At 40.0% G+C, this 12,595-nt stretch carries 10 protein-coding genes and 1 riboswitch; of the genes, 2 read left to right on the plus strand and 8 right to left on the minus strand.

Features of this window, described 5'->3' with window-relative positions; translation table 11 throughout:
- Window positions 1-52: 52 nt before the first annotated feature.
- The 5 genes from ACOMC3_RS01195 to fabG all read right to left on the minus strand — a co-directional run bounded on the left by ACOMC3_RS01195 (window position 53) and on the right by fabG (window position 6,503).
- Window positions 53-1,252: a hypothetical protein gene (locus ACOMC3_RS01195; RefSeq protein ID WP_420317693.1), complete on the minus strand. Its 1,200-nt coding sequence runs from the start codon at window positions 1,250-1,252 to the stop codon at window positions 53-55.
- A gap of 21 nt (window positions 1,253-1,273) precedes the next feature.
- Window positions 1,274-2,053 (minus strand): outer membrane beta-barrel protein, encoded by a 780-nt coding sequence (locus tag ACOMC3_RS01200; protein WP_420317694.1) that lies wholly within the window; start codon window positions 2,051-2,053, stop codon window positions 1,274-1,276.
- 52 nt (window positions 2,054-2,105) lie between these two features.
- A complete protein-coding gene (locus ACOMC3_RS01205) occupies window positions 2,106-3,809 on the minus strand; it encodes a DUF1501 domain-containing protein (protein ID WP_420317695.1) in 1,704 nt (567 codons plus the stop codon).
- An 18-nt stretch (window positions 3,810-3,827) separates the two neighbouring features.
- Window positions 3,828-5,609 carry a DUF1800 domain-containing protein gene (locus tag ACOMC3_RS01210; RefSeq protein WP_420317696.1) on the minus strand — a complete coding sequence of 594 codons (1,782 nt, stop codon included), beginning with the start codon at window positions 5,607-5,609 and terminating at the stop codon, window positions 3,828-3,830.
- 147 nt (window positions 5,610-5,756) lie between these two features.
- Complete coding sequence (gene fabG / locus ACOMC3_RS01215; protein ID WP_420317697.1) at window positions 5,757-6,503, minus strand: 3-oxoacyl-[acyl-carrier-protein] reductase; 747 nt, start codon at window positions 6,501-6,503, stop codon at window positions 5,757-5,759.
- Between the two features lie 132 nt (window positions 6,504-6,635).
- Here fabG and ACOMC3_RS01220 point away from each other — a divergent pair, with 132 nt between their 5' ends.
- Together ACOMC3_RS01220 and lpdA are read left to right on the plus strand one after the other, a co-directional pair.
- Entirely contained in the window at window positions 6,636-7,319 is a 684-nt protein-coding gene (locus ACOMC3_RS01220) for a hypothetical protein (protein ID WP_420317698.1), read from the plus strand.
- A gap of 38 nt (window positions 7,320-7,357) precedes the next feature.
- Complete coding sequence (gene lpdA, locus ACOMC3_RS01225; RefSeq protein WP_420317699.1) at window positions 7,358-8,752, plus strand: dihydrolipoyl dehydrogenase; 1,395 nt, start codon at window positions 7,358-7,360, stop codon at window positions 8,750-8,752.
- A 50-nt stretch (window positions 8,753-8,802) separates the two neighbouring features.
- Here the strand turns inward: lpdA and ACOMC3_RS01230 are convergent, their stop codons facing one another.
- Genes ACOMC3_RS01230 through ACOMC3_RS01240 form a run of 3 tightly spaced genes read right to left on the minus strand, consistent with a single transcriptional unit; the run spans window position 8,803 to window position 12,048 of the window.
- Window positions 8,803-9,780 carry a homoserine dehydrogenase gene (locus tag ACOMC3_RS01230; protein ID WP_420317700.1) on the minus strand — a complete coding sequence of 326 codons (978 nt, stop codon included), beginning with the start codon at window positions 9,778-9,780 and terminating at the stop codon, window positions 8,803-8,805.
- A complete protein-coding gene (locus ACOMC3_RS01235) occupies window positions 9,777-10,745 on the minus strand; it encodes a homoserine O-acetyltransferase family protein (protein WP_420317701.1) in 969 nt (322 codons plus the stop codon). The genes ACOMC3_RS01230 and ACOMC3_RS01235 overlap by 4 nt, the downstream gene beginning before the upstream one ends.
- Complete coding sequence (locus ACOMC3_RS01240) at window positions 10,723-12,048, minus strand: O-acetylhomoserine aminocarboxypropyltransferase/cysteine synthase family protein (RefSeq protein ID WP_420317702.1); 1,326 nt, start codon at window positions 12,046-12,048, stop codon at window positions 10,723-10,725. The genes ACOMC3_RS01235 and ACOMC3_RS01240 overlap by 23 nt, the downstream gene beginning before the upstream one ends.
- A 254-nt stretch (window positions 12,049-12,302) precedes the next feature.
- Window positions 12,303-12,410: riboswitch (SAM riboswitch) on the minus strand.
- Window positions 12,411-12,595 lie beyond the last annotated feature (185 nt).

The raw sequence follows: 12,595 nt of genomic DNA on the forward strand, positions 1-12,595 counted from the left end.
CAAAGAACAATACGATGCAGTATTTTGATAGATACTATTTTCTGTTGAGTGGTTAATTTAAATATCCGGTAAGTTCAGTTTGGGAAATTTTGTTCAAGGCAATTCTTTCAAACCTACCTGCTACAAAAGTGGTCCCAAGTACTAATAGTGAATGATCACTACCCACCTTGATCGAGGAAAATGTAAAGGGATTTAAATAGCCAATTTTGTGCATCCCACTTATTTCACCGTTTTCTGTATAAAAATTGAGGAGTATTTGCCTGCTTTTGGTTTCTGAGGCAAATATTGAATACGATGAAGCGTCAGAATAGTTGATAATTTTTGCAGGAGTATACGGTTTTATTTCAGCCATATTCCCTGGAAATAGGTCTACACTTGAAGTAGTACCATTGGTTGATAATGTAGTTGAAGCTAATTGATAGTTAGCATCAAATTGAAACCCTGCCACTGCAAAGTTGCCGTCAGAAAGTGGCATTACTGCACGTAATCCGGCGTTGCTCGACTGCCCTTGAACTACGCCTGTTGGTGTTGCAGTAAAGTCCGTGAATACCAAAGAAAAACTATAATTGTAGAATCCATTAAAATAATAGTTCCCAGAAGAAACCTCTCCGCATAAAAATGGCAATGGACGTTCACTTGCATTTAGGTAATGATTGATTATTTCTTCCTGAACATCATCTCCAGGCCCAATGGAATAGCTATTTCCAGCTATAAGAGATCCGTCAAGGCCTATTTCTGAAATTTCTGTTTCTTGAGTTAGTGGGTCATAGCTTTGAAGTAAGAGATTACCATTGCTTAATATGGCTGATGAAAGCGGGTAATTTATATTGCCAATCGCTGATTCAACTTGTATTTCAAGCTGAGGATTGACAGCAATTAATACTGCTTCAAGATTCGCAGGATTCATAGCAAAGAAATAGCTATTGCTATCGGCATCATTTAGATACATGTCTCCAACAGGAACCACATAGTCATCCAGGTCGCTTTCAAATTCATAATTGCCTTCCTCATCAATTTTTATCAACTTGACTCCCATAAAGTCAGATTTGGAAAGCTCAGTCCCAGCCAAAATGATAAATCCATCCACGGTCTCCACCACATCTATGGGACGGTAGCTGACATCCAAATTAGAGTCGTCATAGATTTTAAAGAATGATTCATTTAAAGCAGGTTCGTCATCTGTGCATGAAAGTAACGCAAGAGATAGAGCGAAAAAGCTAGTTATTCTTACGATATGATAGTATTTCTTCATTTGTTTTGAATAAATGAGCGACTAGTACGCTTTAAACTGAGAATCAATGAATCTGAATGGAAAAACAAAGCTTAATGAAACATTGAAATCTCTAAGAAAGACTTCATCGTTGGTTTCTCCTAATGAAGCTAATTCATTTTGCTGTACGTTAGGCTGTGTTGCTGAAGTAAGCGATCGCTTGTAATTAATCTCAAAAACAGTTCGTATATTCCAATAATCCAGATTTAAACCAACACCACCAGCAACTCCTGAAAACGCCTTAAATGCATCTTTGACACCTAATGATGTTGATCCTCCATCTGACATCAATGGATTTCCCGATGAATAATCAATTTGCGTGATTTCTACTTCTTTTTGAGCGGCAAGTATCCGTGTATTAAATCCCCCCAGCATTACAAACGGGCGAATCTTACCCGATCGAATCACATCGTATTTTATCATTAGTGGCAATTCAATTAAATCAAGTCTTTGTACAATATCATATCGAGTCTCAAATCTGTTCCCGGAATTATCTCCACTCCACGCAAGCAGACTATTGTATTTATAATTACTTCTTTTATAAGCAGGTTGGAATGATACGGAAAAGCCCCGATGATAAAAATTCATTTCTAGACCCATGTGAGCACCTGGAAGCGCAAAGTCATTATAACTTTTTTGAAGAGTATCGGCTGAATAATTTATTGGGCTGAAACCTGTATTTCTTGTCTCTGGAAAAGCTTGAGTGTAATTGATTCCCATCTTTAAGCCAAGCCAAAACTGTGTGTCCAGAAAAGCTTCTAGCGGGTTTTTCTCTGGCTTCATTTGAGCCATTAGCAATGGGCATAATAACATCAGGAAAACAAATCCTTGAAGTCTATTTACGAATGATGAGCCTCTTAGTATCATCGAGCATTTCAGATTTAGCTTTAATAAAATAAAATCCAGGACTTAACGAATCTAACATAAATGTAAATGAATGATCACCTGGAGGAACCCTTCTGTTTTGCCTAGCTACAATATCACCTCGAATGTTGATTAATTCAACATTTACATCTTGGTAATTATTAACAAATATTTTAGCCTGAGCATAAGTTGAAGCGGGATTCGGATATACTGATTCAATACGGTAATTTTTCTTTAGGTATTCTTTTTCACCTAAAATGACCTCCTTGATTAGGTCCATTGGCTCATAATTACCTCCCTCTGGGTTTGGACCATTGATGAAATCTCTAAAAAAAATGTCGTTTGCTATGACCGATTGTTCAACTCCCATCCATTCAAATAAAACATTGGCGTAAATCTGCCGATAGTCAAACTGCAATCCAACGTTGCTTTGAGCCATGTCTGGGACAGTACCATAAATTCCTGGCTTTACTCCTAAACCAAACATCATCATCGGGCCACCAGTACCATGATCGCTTCCATAACTTCCGTTGGAACCTACTCGTCGACCAAATTCAGACATGGTCATGGTTAACACCCTATCCTCCAATCCTCTAGAACGTAGATCTTTTTGGAAGGCATTCATAGCGGAGGATATATGATATAACAATGCGGAATGAACGCCCATTGTAGGGTCATAATCTTCTACTTGGGAAGCATGTGTATCAAATCCTCCCATTTTAACAAGAAAGACTTTGGTCTTTACACCTCCTGCTAATAATCTTGCAACTAATTGTAGTTGACTGGTAAGTGGGTTTCTTCTCGCTCCTTCCGGAGCATTGAACGGGTATAATTCCGGATAAGTCACGGAAGTTTCAGCCGCAGAATCATAAATTTCAGCTAGCCTCTTTATATAAGTTTCCGATTTGTCTTCCAGCCCCAGAATCCAGTTCATTTCCTGGCCATAAGGTGAGGCATTTAGAAATTCTGGTGGATTACCTCGTGGATCTACTCCTTCATCAACAAATCCTTCTAATTGATCAATGAGGTTTGCGAGATTACCTGGACTACTACCAAGAGAAATAGATGTTGGGATATTTCCTTCTTGATGAAACAACAACGATACATCATTGCCCATTTCTAACGCAAGCGGGTCCGGCATTTCTTCAGTTGGAAAATCTGCAGGGTAGGACAAAGGCTCATACTCTTTTCCAAGATACCTTCCAATCCATCCGGAACTGAAGTAATCATCTGCATCGCCACCCATAAACCAAATGTCACGTCCCCTGAAGTGAGAGCCATTGTTGTTTTCATAGGAAACTCCTTGAAAAACAGCTGCTTTACCAGAATCATAAAGTCTTTTAAAGTCATGCATATCCGGATGCAGTCCAACTTGTTCTTCACTGGCAACCGTGCTGTCTAATGGAATGAGTGTTCGATTACCTACTTTATATGGAATTGCAATGTTTGCACGACGACTGTAGTATTCATCATAGTTGGAAATCGGTATGATTGTGTTTAGCCCGTCATTGCCACCATGAAGTTGTAGTATAATCAGTACCCGATCATTGGTGCTTTGTTGAGCCAAATGCTGGATTTCTTGGTGAGAGCCAAGCAATTTCAAAGGCACACCCTGAAAAGCAATTGGAGCCCCTGCTGCAAAACCGATCTTCTTTATAAAATTTCTTCTTTTCATATCAATGCCCCATCTTGTTTACATCAATTGATATTCCGGTGATTGCAACATCGCATTAAAAAGACCTGTAAGTTGATTTCTAACTGTATCCATGTCTATTCCATTATCCCAACGGAAGGTCCATGAAGCTTCTGGATCCGGGTCAATTTGAGGTGAAAATAAAAATGCAGATAAGAAATAATTGAGCCGCTCAACAGTGAGCTCTCCCACATCAGGAGTATCAAAGGATAGGTTTTCTGTAGTAGGCAGAAAATATTCAGCTATTGCAATGATCAAATCCCGAGCATTGCTGGCTACACCTGAAAAATTATTTTGAACGAACTGAACAATATCTACTTCACCCATTTCTACCATTGGATCAGCTGTGATTGACCCTCGAATGAAATTATATCGATTCGTTAGATAGTTTGTAGTAATCCAACTCCTGTTAAAAATTGGGAATTGATGGTAAGCAGCGTATCCTGCCACCTCAAATGGTTCATAGTAATCCATCCCTTGTAGATTGATTTCATTCAAAAGACCACCAGCAAATTCATAATACGTGTTGAGATCACTTTGATAATCAGGTAGCTGGATTTCGAAGTTTCGGATAAAACCACAAACCATGTCCATAGGAGACTTGATGATGCTTCCAAAGTTGTTTTCGTCTGATCCTGAGCCTGCTTCGTAGAAATGCTCACTTGTCAAAAGTGCTTCCAATACTGGTTGCAGCTTAAATTCATTGACTGTGAAAATATCTGCCATTTCCTGAATGATATCATCCTGAAGTGTCTGATCTACTTGATGGTAAACAAAAAAACGATAGACTTCCCTGCAGATACTTCGTGCAGTCTCCGGCTGATCATAGATGAGGTCCACAAACTGACTGATTTCATCTAAAACGCTTTCTTCTGTAGGATTCCCAGCAAATTCTATGTTAGGATCAGGGGTAACCACTCCATTGCCCATCCGAATGCTGAATGTTTTGTCGCCCTCTTCATGGCTTGAAGCTATATTTCCACCCCTCACGACACCACGTGGAAGTCCCGTATCTTGATCAATATTTGAAAAGCTTGGATCTACATTAAAGCCGGATAACACACGAGCACCAGCCTGCACATCTTCTTCAGTAAAATAGAAATAATCCCCTGCGAATTCTGGTTCCGGTACATTACCTTCTAACCCACGTCCCACGGAGTACAGTTCTAAAAGCTCCCTGGCATAATTTTCATTAGGGCTTCCTTTTACATTAAAACGACCATCTAAGAAAACAAGCATTGCATTATCAACACTTAGCTTTTTTGTAAGCTCTTTAAAGTTTCTTGGCACAATGGTATCCATAGCATCGGGATCATCAGGATCTTCTGGGGGGATGATGATATCTTCCAGATCAAATGCAAATAAGCGGAATAACGCTTGCTGATAATACAGTCCTCTTGAACTATTAACGACAGAACGTTTGGTAGTAAAATGAGTATGAAAGAAGAAGACCAACCGCTCTCTAAGAATATAGGATAGCTTTACCGTGGGATCAATTCCATTTCCCAGCATCTGTCCCAGGTGCCAGGCAAGAAAATACCTTTCTAATTCAAAGCCTTCACTTTGCGCATTACCTGTGGTAATCCATTCATTACCTGTTAGGGGATCTACCGGTAAAGTTGGATCAGGTAATGATGTATTGAAAAGCTGACCAACTGCCTCTGAAGGAGTAAGTGAAGCGAATGAATCAATTTCAGTAATTGATCCTCCGAAACACGTACGTCGAAGAAGGTGAGCAGCTCTCTTTTTTCCCAATGTGCTGGTTAGTACATTTAATGGCATCAGAGCTGTTTTGATATTACAACACTAAAAGTAATTCATTTATTATAAAATAAATGATAAAAAATATTGAAATAGTTTAATTAATTGTTAAGGCAATAAAAAACCCGCTCATTGGCGGGTTAGAAATGTTATTTTAATATTGCTCAATTAGGTCAGCATTCCACCATCTACCTGAATGGTCTGGCCTGAAATGTAGGAAGACATATCTGAACCAAGGAAGACACATGCATTTGCAACATCCTCTGGTGAACCACCTCTTTTCAATGGAATTGCATCTCTCCAACTCTGAACAGTCTTTTCATCAAGTGCATCTGTCATTTCTGTTTCAATAAAACCAGGTGCAATTGCATTACTCCGGATACCTCTTGAGCCGAGTTCCAATGCTACCGACTTTGTAAAACCAATAATTCCAGCTTTTGAAGCAGCATAATTCGCTTGACCAGCATTTCCTTTTACACCAACCACTGAAGACATATTAATGATTGAGCCACTTCTTTGTTTCATCATGGTTCTACAGGCTGCTTTTACTGTATTGAAACATGATTTCATGTTAATATTTTGAATAGCATCCCAATCCTCTTCACTCATTCTCATAAGGAGGTTGTCTTTTGTAATACCGGCATTATTGATCAAGATATCTAGCGAACCAAATTCTTCAACTACGTTATTGATCAGATCTTGTGCAGCTTGGTAGTTAGACGCATCGGAGCGATATCCTTTTGCTTTAACTCCTTTTGATGCTAGTTCTTTCTCTAGTGCCTCTCCTTTTTCTACACTAGATAAATAGGTAAATGCAACATTAGCACCTTGCTCAGCATAAGTTTCAGCAATTGCTCTGCCTATTCCTTTTGATGCTCCTGTGATGAGCGCCGTTTTTCCTTCAAGTAGTTTCATTGTCTTCTGATTAGATTGTCATGCGAAGATAAATATTGATTACGTTCATTCGGTATCCAATCCAGGAAAGTACATAAAAAGTATAATGGCATGAATTTGGCTCTTAATGGTCCAAGCCAAATCTTAAACATTATGAAAATCTATTCCTCAATTTTTTTAATCTTCTTGATTTCCTTTTCATCTTTAGCCCAGAACCAGGAGATCAATCAGTATAACTGGGATAACCCAACCACCTTCGAGTTATCTCCAGCTCCTTTTATAAAAGCCAAGGGCGAACTAAGTGATTCACTTGAATCTGTTCATGGAGGTGAATGGCTCGTGCACAATAACACCTATTATTCCGTAGAATCATGGGCAGATTATTATTTGTGGTTTACACAAAAACATTGGTATAGATTTTCTCAAAGCCCATATGTCTATCAGTATTTCTACGATACTAAGGATAACCTTAATATGATGCTTTATGTGATGGACAAAAGTCTTTTTGATATTTATCCGTCAGAAATCTTAGTTCGATTATCAGATTCAGATGTAAGAAAATTAGCATATGATCCGGAAAGATTTAAGATGCAAGAAGTTGGATTAAAGAATACTCCATTCAACTATCCGGAGACAAGAGTTATATCTAAAGGCTCTGATGTTTCAAGTAATATAAAATTTAATGCACGTATTAATAACCGAGGTGAACGTAATTCAGAATTCAGGTCTAAAGATGCAAACTCAAAAGGTCAATTAAATAGTTCTGGCAACAGCTCTTCTGGTAACTCAGCGGGTCCGGCTTCAGTTCAAAGCAATTCGGTTAGTAAAAAGCAATAAGAGTTTTAGATTTGCGCCACAAATAAATCTTTTATAGCATGGCGTCAAAATATGATCTTATAGTAATTGGAAGCGGACCTGGGGGATATGTAGCAGCTATTCGGGCTTCTCAGCTTGGAATGAAGGTAGGTGTAGTGGAAAAAGCAGAGCTTGGAGGTGTATGTCTAAACTGGGGTTGTATTCCAACAAAAGCTTTATTGAAAAGCGCGCAGGTTTTTGAGTATATCAATCACGCAGAAGATTATGGTATCAAAGTAAAAGATGCCAAAGCTGATTTTTCAGGCATGGTGAAGCGAAGCAGAGATGTGGCAGGTGGAATGAGCAAAGGCATTCAGTTCCTTTTCAAGAAAAACAAGATTGATCATATTGCTGGTCATGGTACGCTGAAGAAGGGTAAGAAAGTAGAAGTGAAAGCTGAAGATGGAAAAGTGTCTACTTACAATGCAGATCACATCATCTTAGCAACTGGCGGACGAGCAAGAGAGCTTCCTTCAATGCCAATTGATGGTAAAAAGATCATTGGTTATCGTGAAGCGATGGTTCTTGATAAGCAACCAAAGAAAATGGTAGTTGTTGGTTCAGGTGCGATAGGGGTGGAGTTCGCATATTTCTATAAATCCATTGGCACAGAAGTGACAATCGTTGAGTTTATGGATCGGATTGTGCCGGTTGAGGATGAAGAAGTGAGTAAGCAACTAGAAAGAACCTACAAAAAAGCTGGAATGAAAATCATGACTAGCTCCGAGGTGACTAAGGTTGATACAAAAGGAACAGGCTGTAAAGTAACCGTGAAAACGAAAAAAGGTGAAGAGCAGATTGAGTGTGATGTAGTACTTTCTGCAGTGGGAGTGGCTACAAATATTGAAAACCTTGGCCTAGAAGATGTTGGCGTTAAGACAGACAAAGGGAAGGTAGTAGTTAATGATTACTATAAGACCAACGTTGATGGTGTTTATGCCATTGGCGATATTGTAAAAGGTCAGGCACTTGCTCACGTTGCTTCTGCTGAAGGTATTATTTGCGTGGAAAAAATCAAAGGGATGCACGTTGAACCTTTGGATTACAATAATATCCCTGGATGTACCTATTGCTCTCCGGAAATTGCTTCTGTAGGATATACTGAAAAAGCTGCCAAAGAAGCTGGATATGAACTCAAGGTTGGTAAGTTCCCATTCTCTGCATCAGGGAAAGCAAAAGCAGCTGGAGCTTCTGATGGCTTTGTAAAAGTGATTTTTGATGCAAAATATGGTGAGTGGCTAGGTGCTCACATGATTGGAGCTAATGTGACTGAAATGATCGCTGAGGCCGTAGCAGCTAGAAAACTAGAAACAACCGGTCACGAAATCATCAAAACTGTTCACCCTCACCCTACAATGAGTGAAGCGGTGATGGAAGCTGCAGCAGCGGCTTATGATGAGGTGATTCATTTGTAATTGAAAGAAAAGTATAGATTAGGCCCCTGACATTTCTGTTAGGGGCTTTTTTATGCTACAGTTCTAGCCCTCTTACTAACCTGATAACTGTAGCCGTCGAGGAGGCGCTTCAGGTCTTCAAGTACTGCGGAACCAGTAGGTAATGATCCAGCACCTTTCCCGACAAATACATGTCTTCCACTAATAAGTGTTTCTACACTTACTGCATTGTTTTCAAAGTCAACAGCGTAGAGTTCATCATTCGGACTAACACTCTCAGGCTTCACTGAGCAAATGATCTCATGATCTGTTTTTTTAAGGGTAGCGACCGACTTTATTTTTCTTCCCTTTGATTTAGCTTTTTTTATGTTCTCTTTGGTGACGCTTTCGATGCTTTCAATCTCAAAACTTTTCATTGAAAGAATTTCTCCAAATGCGTGATAAGCAAGAATTGCAAGCTTGTAGGATGCATCAATGCCGCTAACGTCTAATGATGGGTCTCGTTCAGCAAATCCTTTGTATTGAGCATCAATGAGTGCTTTATTAAAATCCCACTGGTTTGCCTGCATTTGAGTTAGGATATAATTGGAAGACCCATTGAGAATACCTCTGATCTCTTTTACTTCCTGATCACGGAGGAACCCATCAACAGAATGGACGATGGGAATACCGCCACCTACAGCAGCTTCATACAAAAAATGAGAACCAAAAGACTGATGCCAATTATCCACATCCTGGAGGGATTCTCCAATCATTTTTTTATTGGCACTAATTACATCTTTGCCTGCCAATAAGGTTTTTTCTACATAGTATTTAGCTGCCTCAGCATCATCGATCAACTCAATAATGATGTCAAGTTCAGGATCAGAGAGCAGCTCATCCGGATTATCCGTGAAATAAAGCTCGTGACCGATTCTTGGCAAATCCAATCGCTTCACACAAACCTTTTCTATGCTCACAGGCAAATGCGGATGTTTCTTTAGATTCTCGTAAAATCCCTTTCCTACCGTCCCAAAACCAAATAGACCTATTTTTCGGGCTGACTTCATTGTAATTCCTTTTTTAAAATGTCATTAATCTGTTCCGTCTCTATTAAAAATCCATCGTGACCGTAAAGGCTAGATATCAAATGCACCGAGCTGTTTGATATATGTTGAGTCAAAAATTCCTGCTCATGAATCGGGAACAAAATATCAGTATCCAATCCGATGGTAATTGTTCTGGATTGAATTCGATTGAGTGCTTTTTCTACCCCTCCGAAATGTCGTCCTACGTCATGGCTATCCATTGCTTTGGATAAGAAATAATAGCTGTACGGACTGAATCGTTTGCTTAGCTTTTCTCCTTGATAGCGCTGATAGGAGGAAGCTGAAAAATCATCCTTTCTTCCATCTTGATCTGTCTGTGTCACCTCATACGTATCGTAATGTCGATAGGAAAGCATTGCAATTGCTCTTGCTGTTTCCAATCCATTAATTGGATCAACTTGTAAGGCCATTCGTTGGGCTTCATTGAATGCAATGCCCCAAGCCGAGTGTTTGGCATTAGTTGCTATTGGCACAATTACTTCAAAAAGATCCGGATCTTGTACTGCCCACTCTAGTAATTGCTGACCACCTAGTGATCCACCTATTCCCAGGCGGATTTTATCAATTCCAAGATGATACTTTAACCGTTTGTGTACTTCCACTATATCCCGAAGGGTGATCAATGGAAAATCAAAACCTTTTGGTTCTGTGCTGCCATAGCAAGACCCAAGCACGTTAGCACACACAATAAAGTCTTTTGCCGGATTGATTGGACTACCCTCAGTGAAGAAATTTTCCCACCATTCGGAAGGGTCACTATTTGCGGTGAGGGCATGAAAAATCCAGACGACATTGGATTTATTGATGTTCAACTCACCCCAGGTAGTGTATTGGATCCTAAGATCCCGGAGCATTTCTCCACACTCCAGGACCAAAGGTTCCTCAACCTTAAAACCAAATGACTTAGACGTTAGCAGCGTTTGCATAGACTTGTTCAAATGCTTGTTCAAAATCAGACTTGATATCATTGATGTGCTCAATCCCAACAGACACTCTTAAAAGGTTTGGCAAAACACCTGCATCCTTTTGCTCTTCTTCCGATAGCTGCTGATGGGTGGTTGCGGAAGGCTGAATAATCAGCGTTTTGGCATCTCCAACGTTAGCCAGGTGGCTTACCAGTTTTAAGCTATCTACAAACTGTGTGGTCTCTTCTTTTTCTCCTTTAAGCTGGAATGAAAACACACCACCAAATCCATTTTTCAGATATTTCTTAGCAAGCTGATGATATGGACTGGAAGCGAGACCCGGGTAGTTTACCTTCTCTACCAGTAGATGTTGTTCCAACCAGCTTGCCAGTTCCAATGCATTGTCTACCGTACGTTGTACCCGAAGCGAGAGTGTTTCCAATCCCTGCAGTAATAGGAAGGAATTGAATGGACTCAACGCAGGTCCGAAATCTCGGAGACCTTCCACTCGTGCTCTTATTGCAAAAGCAATATTTGGTAAGCCCAATGGATTGCCCTCGCCAAATACTTCCCAAAATTTTAATCCATGATAACCTTCTGATGGCTCGGTAAATTGAGGGTATTTTCCATTGCCCCAGTTGTAATTTCCTCCATCGACGATCACTCCACCAATGGAAGTGCCATGTCCGCCAATCCACTTGGTAGCCGAGGCAGTTACGATGGACGCTCCATGCTCCAGAGGTCGAAACAGGTAGCCTGCAGCGCCAAATGTATTATCAACGATGAGGGGGATATCGTGATCTTTAGCAACTTCAGCTATGGCCTCAAAATCAGGAATATTGAATCCCGGGTTTCCGATGGTTTCCAGGTAAATCGCCTTCGTATTTTGATCGATCAGCCGTTCAAAATCGGAGGCTTTATCTGTTTTTGCAAAACGAGTTTCAATTCCCAGTCGCTTAAACGCAACCTTAAACTGATTGTAGGTTCCGCCATAGAGAAAGGAAGTGGAAATGAAATTATCTCCAGCCTGAAGGATGTTGTTCAATGCGATGAACTGAGCCGCTTGTCCGGAACCCACTGCCAGTGCAGCCACCCCACCTTCCAAAGCGGCAATGCGCTTTTCGAAAACATCATTGGTTGGATTCATGATCCGTGTATAGATGTTTCCAAATTCCTTTAAAGCAAACAGGTTCGCCCCATGCTCAGAATCCTTGAAAGTATAAGAGGAAGTCTGATAAATAGGCACTGCTCTGGAGCGTGTAGTTTCATCGATTTCCTGTCCGGCATGTAGTTGTAATGTTTCGTATTTTAATTCGTGTGACATGATTGTAATTCTTTGATTGATAAAATGAGAAGAGTGGATTTATCATAAATAACTGTCAAGTTGATTTATGAAGGGATTTTTCCGGATGAAGGCACACTTCAGTCCTTAGATGATCGCAAACCCTGATGGATCAAATGTGAATTACCTGTTGCTGCAACAGCAACACATGCACATGAGGTGGAATATCGATGAGGAAACGCAATTTCCCTGTCTGACCAGTTTGTCAGCTACCTTGGGAACGATGTGAATTTGTTTGTTCATAGCAATCAATTTATCGTTCAGGAATTAGCACCTTTCCAGCCATTTTACTGGGGGTTGCTAGCGCGTCATAGAGCCTGTCTCTCGGCGCTTCTCTATAAATCGATACCTTATCGATTTGATGATGCAAACCTAGAGCAGGAAATTTGGTTTCTCCAAACTTTAATGGAAATAAAAATCAAGTTATTTATTAACTTATTGAAAATGAACACATTATTTTTCAGTTATAAAATCAGATGTTCGTGGATTCACCCCACTTTTCCGCGCGATTTGAGCCAATCTAAATTTC

Source organism: Ekhidna sp. (genome assembly GCF_965212185.1).
GTDB lineage: Bacteria > Bacteroidota > Bacteroidia > Cytophagales > Cyclobacteriaceae > Ekhidna.